This is a genomic window from Nocardia sp. NPDC004573, from assembly GCF_053602135.1.
The window spans coordinates 329265-343847 of record NZ_JBSGDA010000003.1 but is presented as its reverse complement, the minus strand read 5'-3'; the positions used below and the strand labels follow the sequence as shown (position 1 = coordinate 343847).

At 67.8% G+C, this 14583-nt stretch carries 13 protein-coding genes and 1 pseudogene; 2 read left to right on the top strand and 12 right to left on the bottom strand.

Annotation, left to right across the window (positions count from 1 at the left end; translation table 11 throughout):
• Positions 1-216 precede the first annotated feature (216 nt).
• From ACWEKR_RS07170 to ACWEKR_RS07145, 6 genes are all read right to left on the bottom strand, one after another.
• On the bottom strand, positions 217-558 hold the full coding sequence (locus tag ACWEKR_RS07170; protein WP_159848234.1) for a hypothetical protein: 342 nt from the start codon (positions 556-558) through the stop codon (positions 217-219).
• A 55-nt stretch (positions 559-613) separates the two neighbouring features.
• Positions 614-2563 (bottom strand): vWA domain-containing protein, encoded by a 1950-nt coding sequence (locus ACWEKR_RS07165; RefSeq protein WP_452353718.1) that lies wholly within the window; start codon positions 2561-2563, stop codon positions 614-616.
• Between the two features lie 25 nt (positions 2564-2588).
• Entirely contained in the window at positions 2589-3983 is a 1395-nt protein-coding gene (locus ACWEKR_RS07160) for a sigma 54-interacting transcriptional regulator (RefSeq protein WP_452353717.1), read from the bottom strand.
• A 132-nt stretch (positions 3984-4115) separates the two neighbouring features.
• On the bottom strand, positions 4116-5747 hold the full coding sequence (locus ACWEKR_RS07155) for a hypothetical protein (protein ID WP_452353716.1): 1632 nt from the start codon (positions 5745-5747) through the stop codon (positions 4116-4118).
• Positions 5748-5989: 242 nt separating this feature from the next.
• Positions 5990-7018: a transglycosylase SLT domain-containing protein gene (locus ACWEKR_RS07150; protein WP_452353715.1), complete on the bottom strand. Its 1029-nt coding sequence runs from the start codon at positions 7016-7018 to the stop codon at positions 5990-5992.
• A gap of 231 nt (positions 7019-7249) precedes the next feature.
• The gene (locus ACWEKR_RS07145) at positions 7250-7945 is read right to left on the bottom strand and encodes a MerR family transcriptional regulator (RefSeq protein WP_452353807.1); all 696 of its coding nucleotides are present in this window, start codon (positions 7943-7945) and stop codon (positions 7250-7252) included.
• A gap of 360 nt (positions 7946-8305) precedes the next feature.
• Between ACWEKR_RS07145 and ACWEKR_RS07140 the strand changes: the two genes are divergently transcribed.
• Positions 8306-8455, top strand: a complete 150-nt coding sequence (locus ACWEKR_RS07140; RefSeq protein WP_452353714.1) for a hypothetical protein — start codon at positions 8306-8308, stop codon at positions 8453-8455.
• A gap of 40 nt (positions 8456-8495) precedes the next feature.
• Here ACWEKR_RS07140 and ACWEKR_RS07135 read toward each other — a convergent pair whose 3' ends face one another.
• Positions 8496-9698 (bottom strand): glycoside hydrolase family 76 protein, encoded by a 1203-nt coding sequence (locus ACWEKR_RS07135; protein ID WP_452353713.1) that lies wholly within the window; start codon positions 9696-9698, stop codon positions 8496-8498.
• Positions 9699-10119: 421 nt separating this feature from the next.
• On the opposite strand from ACWEKR_RS07135, the gene ACWEKR_RS07130 reads away from it, so the two are divergent.
• Complete coding sequence (locus tag ACWEKR_RS07130; protein ID WP_452353712.1) at positions 10120-10473, top strand: DUF4870 domain-containing protein; 354 nt, start codon at positions 10120-10122, stop codon at positions 10471-10473.
• A 198-nt stretch (positions 10474-10671) separates the two neighbouring features.
• On the opposite strand, the gene ACWEKR_RS07125 is transcribed toward ACWEKR_RS07130, so the two are convergent.
• The 5 genes and pseudogenes from ACWEKR_RS07125 to ACWEKR_RS07105 form a co-directional block, all read right to left on the bottom strand.
• On the bottom strand, positions 10672-11433 hold the full coding sequence (locus tag ACWEKR_RS07125; protein WP_452353711.1) for a hypothetical protein: 762 nt from the start codon (positions 11431-11433) through the stop codon (positions 10672-10674).
• A 416-nt stretch (positions 11434-11849) separates the two neighbouring features.
• A complete protein-coding gene (locus tag ACWEKR_RS07120; RefSeq protein ID WP_452353710.1) occupies positions 11850-12845 on the bottom strand; it encodes a protein kinase family protein in 996 nt (331 codons plus the stop codon).
• A gap of 115 nt (positions 12846-12960) precedes the next feature.
• Positions 12961-13257, bottom strand: a pseudogene (locus ACWEKR_RS07115) (sigma factor); the annotation flags it as partial.
• A 709-nt stretch (positions 13258-13966) separates the two neighbouring features.
• Positions 13967-14212: a hypothetical protein gene (locus ACWEKR_RS07110; RefSeq protein ID WP_452353709.1), complete on the bottom strand. Its 246-nt coding sequence runs from the start codon at positions 14210-14212 to the stop codon at positions 13967-13969.
• An 89-nt stretch (positions 14213-14301) separates the two neighbouring features.
• Entirely contained in the window at positions 14302-14553 is a 252-nt protein-coding gene (locus ACWEKR_RS07105; RefSeq protein ID WP_452353708.1) for a hypothetical protein, read from the bottom strand.
• Positions 14554-14583: the final 30 nt, after the last annotated feature.

The following is a 14583-nucleotide window of genomic DNA, read 5'->3' as shown; positions in this document are numbered from 1 at the left end:
TCGATACGGCCACTCGAGTGCTCCCGTGCCACTTTCGCGACACGCCTGCGACTGCGCACGCACGAACATGTGTTCCGCGAAGGGCGCAGCCGCACGGGCTTTCCCGCTGTGCTCGGCGCACGGCGACAGACGAGATCCGCACGACCGCAGTGATCTCGCAGCAATTACAACATCGGACAGATGCCGCTCCGGTGGATGCGGCACCGGATGACGAAATCAGCCGCCGGTGAGGCCGGTGGAGATCTTGACCACGACCTTGTCGTCGGTCACCTCCTGCACCGTGACGGTGCTCCCGTCGGCGGACCGGGTCTCCCCTACCGGGACCGTGACCTCTTGACCGCCCACCGACAGCGTGACCAGATTGCCGTTCACCGAAATCAGTTTCGCTTCGATGCCCAGGATGCTCGCTTTGGCGTCCACGCCCCGGGCGAACGTCACCGTGCAGCCGCTCACCGCGCAATCGGTCTTCGAACCGGGACCTTCCGCCGTGCAGGCAGCCACGCCCAGCGGAGTCACCAAGGCGAACAAGGACACTGCGACGAACCGACGAAAAGCCACACGCTCAGTGTAGGGCCGGCCGCCCGCGTCCTCGGACGTCTTCACTGCCCCGAGTTCAACCCCGGCCGCGCAGATAGTCGCTTACCACGGCGGCGCCGAGACCGTCCAGATCGGGCGCCACCACACGGCCGCCGCTGCGGCGGGCCATCAGGTCGACGAACGCGGCCAGTCGCGGGTCCTCGCCGAGCATGAAGACGGTCACCGACGCACCCAGCTTGGCCAAGGCGTCGACCTGGGCCATCGTGACGGCGAGCGTGCGCTGCGCGGGCGGCCAGTTGAAGTACGTCTCTCCGTCCGGCTCCAGGTGGGCGGTCGGCTCACCGTCGGTGACCACGAGCACGACCGGCACCGCGTCCGGATGCCTGCGCAGGTGTCCCGCCGCGAGCAGCAGCGCGTGATGCAGGTTGGTGCCCTGCTCCCAGACGCCTTCCAGTGCGGTCAGTGCGCCGATGTCGACGGTGCTCGCCTGCCTGCCGAAAGTGATCACGCTCAGCGCGTCCGAGCGGAATCTGGTGCCGATCAAGTGGTGCAGCGCGAGAGCGGTGCGCTTCATCGGCACCCACCTGCCGTCCTGCACCATCGACCAGGACGTGTCCACGCACAGCGCCACCGCGGCCCTGGACCGCTGCTCGGTCTCCATGATCTCGACATCGGCGACGTCCAGTCGCACCCGGCGATCGCCCGCCGACGCCGAGCGCAGCACGGCGTTGCGCACGGTCCGCGACACATCCCACGGTTCGGTGTCCCCGAATCGCCAGGCCCGGGAGCCGCCGGTCGGCTCGCCCGCCGCACCGGCCAAGGCCGTGTCCCGTTCACCACGCCGGGATCGCAAGCGTCCGACGATGTCTCGCAACGCCGTCTCGCCGAGCCGCCGCAACGCTTTGGGCGTCAACCGCAGTGAGCCGTCCTCGCCCCGTTCGAAGACGCCCTGCCTGCGTAGTTCGCGTTCCAGCTCGGCCAGGCGAGCCGTGTCCACACTCGCGTCCGCGCCGAGATGGCGCGCCAGTGCGTCCAGGTCGATGTCCTCCAACCGGGCGCCGGCATAGGACTGGCCGAGTTGTTCCGCGAGCGCGTCGAGTTCGGCGAGGTCCTGCAGGGCTTGCGCACCTTCGCCGAGCCCGAGTGGATCCTCGCCGCGGAACCTTTGCCGGGAGTTCCAGTCCTCGCCGGGGCGCAGCGCGCGCAGATTCGCGTCCAGCGCGGCCACTTGCCGGGCGATGCCCGGATCGCCGAACGCCTGCCCGATCAGCTCCGACAGCTCCGCGCGCTGCTGCTCGGACATCGAGTTCATCATGCGTTGCGCGGCGGCGGCGCGAGCGGCGAGCGCGTCGATCAGTTCTTCGGTGTCGCGCGGGTTCTCCGGGAAGAATTCGCCGTGCTCGGCCATGAACTCGGCGAAACGCTGCTCGGTGTTCTCGCCGCCGGCGTGGGCGGCGAGCAGGTCGTTCAGGTCGGACATCATCCGCCGGACCCGCTCGACATCCTGCGCAGTGGTGTTCTGCAAGGCTTGTTTCATGCCCTGGAAGCGCGATTCCAGCAACTCGCGACCGAGCAGGTCCCGGATCTTCCGGTAGTTCTCACGGCCGGTCTCCGATCGCCAGGTGTACTCAGCGAGTTCGGTGACGGCGGCGGCCGTGCTCGACGGCAACGCGTCCAGCTGCGCCTCAGCGAACCTGGCGTCGTCGGACGGGTCGGGGAACAGGGCGCCGCGCTCGGCCTCCAGTGCCTCTTCCAGCAATTCCCGGACCTGCTGCAACGTGCCGTCGAGCCGGTGTGTGCGGGCGATCTCCGCGCGTCGCTGCCACAACCGGCGAGTCAGCTCCTCCAGCCCGGGCATGGAGCTGGTGCCGCGTCGTAACAGCTCTTGCAGAGCGTTGCGCGGCGAACTGCCCTCCATCACGTCCCGGCCGATGCTGTCCAGCGCTTCCCGCAGATCGAGCGGGGGCGCCAAGGGATCGGGCCCGTCGTGATAGGGGCCGTAGGAGTAGCGGTCCGGGGTCGTCACGATGCCCCGCCGGCAACAGCGGCGCTCATCGGCCGTACACCGCCAGACCGTCGTCGGAATCCTTCGCGATCTGTCTGGCCAGGTAAAGCGCCTCCAAAGCGAACTCGACGGCGGAGGCGATCCGGGGCGGCGGGTCGGCCGCGTCCACACCGAGGCGTCCGGCCACTTCGTGTAGCACGGGCAGTTCCGGCAGCGCCGAGAGGACTTCCTCGCCGGGCACGCGTTCCCCGGTGGTGACCAGATGCCCATCGCCGACCGCCTCCGCCAGCGGACGCAGGTTCAGGCCGCCGAGCAGCGCCCGCGCGGTCTCGGAGAACGAGCGGCGCAGCAGGTGGGTGAGATGCTCCTGCTCCCGGCCCTCCTCACCGGACTCGAACTCCAGCTTGCCGCGCAACACCGCGGGCACGGATTCGAGGTCGACGGGCCGCGCCACGGCGGGACTCTCCCCGGTGACCGCGGACCTGCGCAAGGCCGCCGCCGCCACCGTCTCGGCCGCGGCGACGGCGAAGCGCGCCGACACCCCCGAGCGCTGGTCGATCGCGGACGACTCCCGCAGTTGCCGCACGAACCGAGCGAGGACTTCGATCAGCGGGTCGCCCACCTCGGCCACCAGCTCGGCCTCCTGGCGCACCAGCGCCACCTCGGCCGCCACGCTGAGCGGGTAGTGGGTGCGGATCTCCGCGCCGAACCGGTCCTTCAGCGGCGTGATGATCCGGCCGCGGTTGGTGTAGTCCTCCGGGTTGGCGGTGGCGACGAGCAACACGTCCAGCGGCAGCCGCAAGATGTAGCCGCGGACCTGGATGTCGCGCTCCTCCATGACGTTCAGCAGCGCGACCTGGATGCGTTCGGCCAGGTCGGGCAGTTCGTTGATCGCCACGATGCCGCGATGCGCGCGCGGGACGAGCCCGAAGTGGATGGTCTCGGGATCACCGAGACTGCGCCCTTCGGCCACCTTGACCGGGTCGACGTCACCGATCAGGTCACCGACGGAGGTGTCGGGCGTGGCGAGTTTCTCGGCGTACCGCTGCGACCGGTGCCGCCACGCGACGGGCAGGTCGTCGCCGAGTTCGGCGGCCAGTCGCCTGCCGGCCGGGCTGATCGGGTCGAGCGGATGTTCGCCCAGCTCGGCGCCTGCGATGACGGGCGTCCATTCGTCCAGCAGGCCGACCAGGGAACGCAACAGCCGGGTCTTGCCCTGGCCGCGTTCGCCGAGCAGCACGACGTCGTGTCCCGCGAGCAGCGCGCGTTCCAGCTGCGGCACGACCGTCCGGTCGAAACCGACGATTCCGGGCCACGGGTCGCCGCCTGAACTCAGCAGCGCGAGCAGGTTCTCGCGGATCTCGGTCTTCACCCCACGCGGCAGGTAGCCGGCCGAACGCAGTTCGCCCGCGGTGGTGGGCAGGTGTGCGGGAACTTTCACGAATTCGACGCTACGTCCATTCCGCCATCGGGTCGACCGGGAAGCCCTACGCCGAAAGCGAAGCGCCGTAGCCGGACCGCCGCACCGGAGCCGCTGCGGCCCCGGGCAGCGCCGGACAGTGACGCGCTCGAATCAGCGAATGGTGAGCTGCGGTTGGACCGCGGCACGCGGTGTGGTCGCGGCGGCGTCGTCGGGTTCGTGCCCGATCGGCGACATGCCCGCGGCACCGACCGGTGCGACCTGTTGCATCCGGGCCGGGCGCTCGCTGCCGTCCACGCCTGGTGCGTAATGCTGGGCCATGCCCGCATTGATCGGCTCCAGCGCGCGAGCATCCGGTTCGTGGTGCGTCGCGGCGATCTCCGAGCCCGTGACCTGCGGCCCATCGGCGCCACGCTCGATCACCTGCGCCGCCGCGTCGTGGGCGTTCGCCTCGGGAAGCGCCTCGGCGGCTTCGCGTGCGCCGTGCTCGGCGGACGCCTCGGCGAGTTCGGGAGCATCGGGTTCGGGCGCGGAAACGGGGGCGTCCTGCACCGGCTGCCCGCCCGGCTCCGGCTGCTTGCTGAACCGAATCCGGTCGAGGGTCTGCCGCACCGCCGCCGCCAACCGCGCGTCGAGAACGGCCTCGTCAGCGTTGTCTCCGGCAGCAGGGTGCGCACCCTGCTCGGCGGGCCGCTCGACCGCGGGCAGCGGCGTCGTCGCCAACCACAACTCCGTGAGTTCCGGAGCCGGAACAGGCGGCGCGCTCGGAGCCCCGGCGGACTGCCCGGCAACCGCGGCGCCGTTGTCGTCCTGCACCGGCGCCTGCCCCGCGATAGCGGCGCCCTGCGCCGCCGGTGCGGGCGGTTCGGTCGCGGCCGGTTCGTCCGCGCGGTGTACGGGCACCGCCGGCTCCATGAGGATGCTCGGCAGGATCTGGTTCCCGGCCCCGCCGACCTGAGTGAGCGCCGCCAGTCGTTCCTGGAGATCTTCGTGGTCGGGCACGGCGGCGGTCGCTTGCTCGATCGCGCGCCCGTACCGCTCGGCGACGAGCCGGTGGGTGACGAGCGCGACGCCGATCATGATCGGTGCGATCGCGTGGATTCCGATTCCGGCCAAGTCACCTGTCCGGAAGTACGGGAACGTGTTCAGCGCGATGCTCGCCGTCAACAGGACGCCCTCGACGGTGTAGACCTGCCACAGCCGATCGATCACACCCCACTCGGCGGTATCCCCGGTGGACAGCATCAGCGCGACGAGCACCGCGCTGATCAGGGCTTCCAGGCCGTAGGACAGCCAGAACATCGGATTGCTCGCACCACCGGTCGGCGCGATGTTCTGCTGCACGGTGACCGCGGAGAACAGCATCGAGAACGCGACCACACCGGCGAGCAACCCCAGCACCCGCGGCTTGCGCTGGTGCAGGCGAGCGACTTTCGCGTGCGGGCTGCTGCTGTGGCGCTGTTCGCCGATCGCCTGCGCGGCCCGCAGCAGGTCGGCGGCCTCGCGTTCGGCCAGCTCGGCGGCTGTGCGCCGCACCCGCTCGGCGGCGTCGGCGGCCGCCTGGATCCGCGCCCGCTTCTCGTGGCGTTCGTAATCGCGCACAAGCTCGGCCAACTCGCGGGAGGCGGCGAGCTCACGCTCCGACAAAGCTTCCAGCAGCGCCGGATCATCCTGGTGGGCCAACCGCTCATGCGCGATCTGCACCCGGTCCGGCAGCGCACCGGCCACCAGATCATCCACCGGCGGCGCCCCCGTGGGCGCGTGGGTCGTGAAACGACGGAACATCAGCAAAGAACCTTTCCGACGATCGAGTGTTCCAGACGCAGCGCGCCATAGCTGCCTCGGCCGTCGACCACTTCCGCCGGATCGGATGACCGACCCGGCTGAGACCGAAAAGATAACCCGTCATCGAATTCCGTTCGACCCGACGAGCAAACGGGACCGAACGGCCGCGACCACCGCGCAGCGGGACGAAGCGAGCGGACAGAGCTCGGACGACCACGCCGATCGACCCTCCGGGCCTGCGCTCAATAGCCCATCGCCGAACGTCCCGGATCCGCCTGCTGAACCTTCTGTTGCAGGTTGTGACCGTCTCGGGAGACGCCGTACCGATGCATGACATAGTTCATGCTGGCGGCGACATTGGCCACCGGATCGTGGATGTTGTTGGATGTTCCCGCCACGTGATAAGCCTGGAAGGTGCTGGGGATGGTCTGGGTAAGCCCCCTCGATGCCTGTCCTTTGGCGGCGTTGCTGTCCCAGTCGTTGACGGCGTTCGGATTATTGTCGGATTCCCGCTTGATCAAGACCTGGTAGCCTCGCTTCCAGTTCTCGCGGGCCACCGGATCGGTGATACCGAGCGCATCGAGCGCGCCGTCGATGGCCGCGTTCACCGTGACGTTGCCCTCGTAGCGGGCGTAGTCGGCGCTGGTCGCGGCAGGCACGAAATCCGGGCCGGGCGAATAGCTGCGCTGCATGTAGTTGCTCGGCACGTAGTTGCTCGGCATGGAGTTGCCCGCGTACGTCGGAGCGGAGGCGTCGATGTCCTTCGCGTGCACCTGGACCCGGTCGTTCGCCTTCTGGATCTCATCGTTCACGTCGTCGACCGTCCGCAGCACGGTGTTCGCCAACCTGGTTTCGATGTCGGGGTCGATGAACTCCTTACCCGGGCTGGGCTTCGTTGTGTCGCGCAGGGCCCCCTGCAGAAGTTCGACGTGTCGCTTGACCGCCGCGAAAGCACCGCTGGAGATTTCGTAGGCGCCGTAAGCGGACAGGTCGATGCTCTTGTCCTGCTTGTGGATTTCGTCCTTGATCTCGTCGTACTCGCGCACACGCTCGGCATGGCCGTCGGCCATCGCGGACTTTTGGTCGTGACCGGTGACGAGTTTCTCATCGCGCAGCAGTTTCAACAGATCCGGCGCCTGCGAGGGCGTACCTGTCGCCAGCAGATCGGCGGAGGTCTGAATAGCCTCCTGCACCATCGCAAGGAATTCGATGAACCAGGGGCGAACGCCCGGGGGCGGGTCCAGCTTCACCACCCAGCGCTCGGGGCTCATCGCAGCTCCCGTGCCCGGGCCGGCCGCCGCTCCGCGAACACCGCCATCATCACCTCACGCCTGGCAACCCTTATCAGGCCACGCGCGGCCTGCTTCACTGCGACACCACCGAGTATTGCGCAACGGAAGATCGCCCATTCCCGACACTGGGAGGGTCGACACGCAAAGTCCCGCAGCCGAACGAGGTCGACCGATGAACATCGGCGCCACCGCTCGATCGACGGCGGGCTGCTACGTCTGGTCGAGCATAGCGAGGTAGGTATCGAACTGGGCCGCTCCGGCGAGGAGGTTGCGGCTGCGGGTGGTCAGCCGGTCCTGCCAGACGTCGAGGAACGCGCTCAACGCCTCCGCGCCGCCCGCCTCGCGCAGCGACGCGATGAACTGCGCGACCTCCGACAGCAGGTAGCCGCCCCGGCGCAGCTGTCGTGCGATCTCGGCGTCGCGTACGCAGTCCGGCCCGTATCGGCGGTAACCCGTCGCACGTTCGCGCTCGGGGCGCAGGATGCCCTGAGTCTCCCAGGTGCGCAATGTCGCCGGATGCACGCCGAGTCGGCGCGCGAGTTCGCCTACGGTCAGCGATCCACCGTGGACAGGTGTCGGCACCGCGGTGGACAGGCCGGCCAAAGCGGTGGCGACCTCGGTGCGGGTGTCGCGCTCGGCGAACAGCTCCACGTGCGCGGCGTCGATGAGCCGGTAGGCGGACTCGAGGTCGCCCCGGTTGGCCGCGCGCATGATCTCCGTCGCCCGCTGGTGCCCATGGCCACCGCGCAACGCGAGGAAGGCGCGCAGAGCCTGCGCGTGCAGTGGCGTGTAGCGCCGGTAACCGGTATCGCTGCGCTCGGTGGGCGGGAGGATGCCCGCGTCGTCGTAGTTGCGGATCGCCTGTGCGGACAATCCGTGTTCCCGGGCAAGGTCGATGGGCCGCAGCTCGCACCTCCGATCGAGGCTTTGTTCTCTCGATTCCAGGGAGGAAGCGCGAAAGTTTCGCATGATTCTTCAAAGCTACGACGCACGCTGTCCTCGGCCGCCGACTACCTCCCGAGGCGCTGCGGCCCGCCGTGGTCCGCGACCTCGACGCGCTGCTCGGCGAGGACGCGGACTGGACGAACCAGTGGGCCATGTTCGCCCGGGAGCGTCCATCGGCGACTCCGACCGCGCTCGCGCCCCGCGTATCGTCACCCACGACGTCGCCAGTGCGGTGGGCCTGCGTCTCGCGACCCGGCCGGTTACGAGCAGGTCGTCGCTCACGTACGCACCGTCTTTGGCCTGCTGCGCTATCACGCGGCGATGGCGAGCCCCGCACCGATCGCATCGGCCTTGCTAAGCCTGCGAGCCGAGATGATGGCCGACAATCTGCTCGCGCCGGCAGACCTGGAGATCGCCGACGCGGTCATCTTCGTCGCCGACACCGACGGTAAACAGCATCAGTACCGGTAACGGGGCTGAGCCCCCGGGGGCATCTCCCGCCGCCGCGGGCTCAGCGTCCGGCGGCGCTGAGCCGGTGATCCGCTTCGAGCAGCATCCAGCCGCTCAGCTGCACCGAGAGATCGCGGCTCGAATTCGCCGGTGAAACGGCGGAGGAGGGTGTGAGCTGGGGGAAGGTTCCCGGATGCTCCGGCACCGCGACCGGGCGCGACCAGTCCATGCCGAACAGCGGCAGCCCGTCCACCTCGGCGCGGTGCTTCCAGGCGGCCAGCGCGGAAGCGTGCACGATATCCGCTGCGGTGGTGTCGCCCAAGGCCAGCGCCGCTTCCGCGAGATATCTGGCGAGGATGCCCATGAACAGCCCGGAGTCGTCTCCGGAGGCCGCGGCGATCACCCCTGCGTTCGTGAGCCCGTCCCCGGCTGCGGCAACAAGGGCGGCCACGCGCCGGTGATGGCTCGATTCGCCCGTGCGTACTGCCAACTCGGTTTCCAGGCCGATCGCCACGCCCTGGCAGTAGGTGTGGACGGTCCGGTCCACTCGTCCGCCGGGCTCGTGCACACCGTCGAGGATCAGGCCGCTGTCGGCGTCACGCAATCGGGTGTACAGGAAATCGGCAAGTTGGCGGGCGCGGGACAGCTCGCCCAGTCGGGCCAGAGCGATACCGGTCGGACCGATCGCGGGGGTGTTGTAGTACTCGTCGCCGGACCGCCAAGGCACCGCGCCGACGACCGGGTTCCAGCCACCGATCAAGTCGGCCCGCAGCTCGCCGACAGCGTCGCCGAATCGGACGCCTAGCAGCCGGTCGGCGCGTTCGAGCGCCAGCGCCAGCCACGACATATCGTCGTAGTACCGGTTGGTCCAGCCGGTGAGGTTGCGGGTCCGGATACCGCGTGCGAGAGCGACGACCCGATCGATGCGTTCGGGGGTACGGGCGCGGTACGCGGCGTCCACCGCACAGTCCAGAAGGTGGGCTTGCCACCAGTAACACCATCGCAGGAACGCCTGGTCCAGCACGGACGCGGGCCAGACGAGCGTGCCCAGCCGCCTCTGCGGCTGACCCCACAGCGTGCGCAGGTGCCGCTGCACGATCGCCTGTTCCGCCAGGTCCGCCCGCTTTCCGGGCTCCTCGGGGCCGGCGGAGATCGTCCGTGTGATCGGCGCCGCCTGCGTGGGCGGCGCCATCGCGGTGACTGCGATCGAGGCTCCAGCCGTCAACAGCACACGCCGGCTGATCCCCGTGTTCCGGCGATCCATCCGCTCGGACTCCCTTACTGAACAACTGTTACTCGGGCGGGAAACCGTGCAGCTAGATCCTATCCCGCGAGGACCACTACGTCGCGGCGTCGACCGGTCGCAGGAGTCACCTGCGGACCCCGAGAAAAGGCTTCGAAGCTGCCCTATCCGCGTTCATCCAAGCCGCTGCCGCGCGTCCGCTTGCTGACCAGCCACGGGTAACGGCACTGCGCTGAATCCCTCGGAATACCGCTCATCGCAGTATTGGTGAGTAGCTTTTCCGAGGAAACGGCTGAACTTCGACTCCTTCCGGGTGCCGGTGCCCGCCGGCCGGCGACCTGGGGTTCGCGCTGAAACCTGGGATCGGTAGGTGGCGTGCGCAGCATCTACTAACCCCATGACATCTTCACAATCTCCTACGAACCGACCACAGCCCGCCGGCTTGGACAAGAAGACCAGCGCGATCCTGTCGTACGCACTGGGGTGGCTCACCGGAATCATCTTCCTCTTTGTGGGCAAGAACGATCCCGATGTGAAATTCCATGCCTCGCAATCGATCGTCTTCTTCGGAGCGGTCTCGGTGGTCAATATTGTTCTGAGCATCATCGGCTCGCTCCTCGGAGGCCTGGGGATCATCTTCAGCCTCGCCGGACTCGCAGTCGCGGTCTTCGCAGTCGTCGTCTGGATCATGGCCATGGTCCAGGCGAACAACACCGGCGGTGTCCGCGCAGAGCTTCCCTTTGTCGGAAAATTCATTGCCAGATATGCCGATCAGTTGGCCGACTCGGTCGAGTAGCGGCATATTCGACGCTGGATTTCGTCACGGAGGACGCTGTCGGTCTCCTGCCTGCGGCCAGATGCGACAGTCCAAGGATCAACGGCCCGAGGCTATCTCGGGCCGTTGACGTCCGCGCGGAACACCTGACAATGTCGATGAGCGTGCACAACCTGTCTGCCGAAGTCTTTCAACTGCGGCCGAGAGGCGTGCTCATGATCAGACGTGGCAACGCACGTTGATCACGAGCGTATCGCCAGGCAGGGCCGTGAGGTAGCAGTCGATGTTGGCGTAGCCGGCGGTCAACTCCGGCTCGTGCGGGCAGTCGGCAGGACTGTGACAGGCGCCGTGGATTCCCGAACCGCCGTCCTCGTACCACCAGCCCTCCAACGACAGGAGATTGCGCTCGCGGAGGGCCCCTTCCACCGCCCTCGCAACGAACTCCTCCCTGCCGACGGATCCGATGCTGATGACAGGGTCTACCGGACGCAAGAAGCAAAACCGGTAGCGTTCGGTGGGCAGCGTCTGGAGGTAGTCGTCAAAAGCCCGAACAAGAGGCTGGGCGTCGTAGTCCGCCGATGCCTGCTCGGGCGAATATCCCCACGGATCGACCTCGCGGCGAGCATCGTAGAACTCTCGAGGTCGGGGCGCAGGCAGTTCCGCGGCCAGTTCCCGCCACCGCCGCCAGGCCGCTTCCGCCAACTCGGCCGCTTCTTCCCGCGACGCCGAGAAATCGAGAAGCTCGCGAGGCCCGCCCGCGCACCAGCCGAAGTCGTCGGGAGTCGTTGTGGATCTGGTCGGCCAACGACTCAGAACCTCATGGATCAGCCTGGAGTCTTCTTCATGGCCGGGCAGAACGTTGAACCCGCCGCCGTGCACGGTGCCGCCCGTGATGCGCCAAGCATCCCAGATGTCGAGCTCTTCGCCACGCGTGAAGTCGATCTCGAAGGGTGCCATCGCGTCCGCCACCGCCGCCTCCACCCGCACAGCGTCACGCGCTGGGAGACACACCGTGATGCTCATACCGGCCATGACGACATTCGATCACTTCACCGGCACTGCGGCACAATGAAATTAGCTCGCCGCTCAGGAAGCGGACCCGAACGCACGGTGTTCGAGCCTGATCAATCCGCGTTGATGCCGCACACCGCGCTGAACCGTGTGCCAGAGAAACGACCGAGCCCCCACCCGGACACCGGATGGGCTCAGCAGAATCTTCACCCGCAGTGATACACCCGCCGCGCTACTTCTTCTCAGACATCGAAGCGGACCTCGATCCCCTCGACATCCGATATCCGCACGTCAAACCCGCTGTTCGACGCTCGACTCACGTTATGAGGCCAACAACCTCTGCGCGTAGCTCACCGATCGAACCGGGGCAGGCACCGATCCTCTCGTCACATCGCCCGGCCGCCCAGCAGGCGGCTGATCTCCTCGTCCGGATACGGGGTGTTCCGGCTCGCCTGCTGGAACGCACGCGCGAATGCGGACACCGCCGCGGCGATCGGCGCGTACCGGGTGATGACCGTGGCGGCCTGCCCAGGGATACCCTCCGGCGGCTTGCCCTCGGCGAACTCGCACACCATCGCGGCGCGCGCCTCCCGGTCCTCCCGCCGGAGCCCGTAGAGGGCGGTGACCAGCCAGTTCACCAAGTAGGTGGCGGTGAAGCCACGGTCATAGCTCTGGTTCTGGTCGAAGAACGCGGCCTCCTCCGGGGAGAGGTCGAACCCGGAGGAGAGCGCGAGGCCGTAGTCGCCGAAGTAGAGACGTCGACCGTCGGTCAGGATGTTCTCGAAATGCGCGTCGAGGTGCAGCAGCCCACGGCTGTTCATGAACGCGGTGCCGGTGGCAAGTTCCCGCTCCACCATGGCGCAGGCTCGGTCGGCGGCTTCGTCGCCCGCCTCGATCCGGTCGTTCAGCCAGTCGTGCAGGTTCTGCGGTATGTACTCCAGGAACAGCGCGATGCTCGCCGAAGAATCCTGTAGGGCCTCGATCCGGTGGCGTACCGACGGTCGGCCGTCCCAGTAGGCGACGGCACGATCGATGTCGGCGAGTTCCTCCGGCAGCAGCGTCGTGTCCGGCAGCACCCGCCAGTGGTACATCAGCGGGAAGCCCTCGTGTTCGGCGGCGAGCACCCAGTTCGTCGTCATGGTGTGCACGGCGAGCTCGCGCCAGGCCCCGAAGCCGGGCCCGCCGATGAGGCCGACGCCGTAATGGCAGAAGAGCGGCAAATCGAACAGGTTCGCCGTGGACCGGACGTGCTCCGGCTGCCGTTCCAGATCGGTGAGGGGCACTCGCTTCACGAAGACCGGGGTTCCGGCGACCTCCAGCAGCACCGACTTCCCGCCGATACCGGCGCCGATCGGCGCGGCCGCGTCCACGAGCTCGCGCAACGCGTGATCGCTGTGCAGCGCCAGGGCCGTGGAGACGGCGCTGTGGGCGGGCGTGCAGACGCGCCGCCCGCGACATGTCGCGGGTCGTCACTGCGTCGCGGGATAACGCCGCCCGTACGAACGGCCCGAGCGGATCCGCCGCGGCCACCAGTCCCGATGGCAGCGGTCGGCCGCCGCGAGCCTGCAGCGCGGTCAGGCAGACGTTGGTCGCGATCCGGTAGAGCCAAGTGCGCAGTGAGCTGCGCACTTCGTCGTACAGCTGCCGCGGCCGCCACGCCCGCAGAGACGTGTCTTGGACCAGGTCCGCTGCGTCGTGCGCCGAGCCAAGCATCCGGTAGCAGTACGCCGGCAGCTCCGTCCGGAACGGTTCGATCCGACGATCGAATCCTTCTTCCCTCGTCATCCGCCTCATCTCCACGACCGTCACAAGCACCAGATCGGCGACTGCGGTGGTCATCCGCTGCGGAAGGGTCGACCACCACGCGGGTCGTCAACAGCCCGGCCATGGCCAACCTCCCGGCCATCCGCTTCAGCCGCATACCGCGCCGACCGAACTGGTCAGCGCGCAGCCCCGCAGTACAGCCGAGTCCCACCCGGGATACCGGATGAGGGCTCAGCAGATTCTCTACCACCAGCGATGTGCGCGCTTCACTACTTCTATGCAGAGGGTCAGACTTGACGTTCCGGCCCGACTGGCCCTGGCGAACCGCAGTGCGCGCTCATGCCGATGATGTCAACCGGCGAACTTCGCGGCGGCCTGGGCGATGACCGGGGTGAAGAGGATGACCGTGAAGTCGATCATGCACCGAACGCTGCTGCGGTACGAATGGACCGTTCCCGCCGACTACCAGGTACCACTCACCTGGCGCGCGCGGCCCCACCCCGGACGACGGCCTGCCGATCGACCTGCGCCGTCGGTACGCACATATCTCAAGGTTCTCGGCAGCATGACGAACCGGATCGCACTCACCAGAACTGGTGTGTGGGTCGTGCGATGCGTGCCGCTTTACTGCCCACGGTGATGGACGTGGTGGATGCCGGTCTCCCCGATCAAGCCACTCGCTTCGCCGCCGGGCGGTGTGGTCCGACGGCGAAGCGGTTAGCCCGGCGCAGAATCGGAGTCAGGGATGCCACCTATCGATCACAGCCGTAATCGGCCAGCGAGCCTCCACGTCATCGACATCGAAGATGACATCGGCGCGCCGCATCACCCGCTCGATGTGACCATCCAAATGCGCGCGCCCCGGCACGACGACCGCTTCCGCCTCGGTCCGCTCAATCTGAGCGAGTAACAAGCCAACCGGATCGTCCGTCTTCGCCGAGAGCGCAATGGTTTTGCACAGGTCATAGCCAAGCCGCATGGCCAAGCTCCGCATTGTCGTCTCCAGCCATTTCTGATGCGAGCCTGCGATATCCGTCCGCAAGAATCCGATGGCCCGGGGGCGACCGATCGACGTCAACGCGCACCTCCCCTCAGTTCTGCAGGCCGGTCATCGATGACCTTCACACCGGTCCATGTGCACGTATCCGGCCCATCAGTACGGTGCTCCCCGATCCGCCCATCGATCACCGGCACCATCCGCTGACAGAGCAGGCACATGACCTGCTCGATCGGGCCGGTCACTCCGCGCGCATAAGCGGCGCCGCACATGCTGACCGTGATTCGCGGCCGGGCATCTCCTGACAAGCCGACATCCTGTTCCACCATCCGTCTTCCCTCCCGTTGACTTTGGTCAGC

Coding starts and splice junctions, on each gene's coding strand:
- ACWEKR_RS07155 (WP_452353716.1), bottom strand. CDS start 5,747: ATGTTCCGTCGTTTCACGACCCACGCGCCCACGGGGGCGCCGCCGGTG.
- ACWEKR_RS07150 (WP_452353715.1), bottom strand. CDS start 7,018: ATGAGCCCCGAGCGCTGGGTGGTGAAGCTGGACCCGCCCCCGGGCGTT.
- ACWEKR_RS07140 (WP_452353714.1), top strand. CDS start 8,306: ATGGCGAGCCCCGCACCGATCGCATCGGCCTTGCTAAGCCTGCGAGCC.
- ACWEKR_RS07105 (WP_452353708.1), bottom strand. CDS start 14,553: ATGGTGGAACAGGATGTCGGCTTGTCAGGAGATGCCCGGCCGCGAATC.
- ACWEKR_RS07135 (WP_452353713.1), bottom strand. CDS start 9,698: ATGGATCGCCGGAACACGGGGATCAGCCGGCGTGTGCTGTTGACGGCT.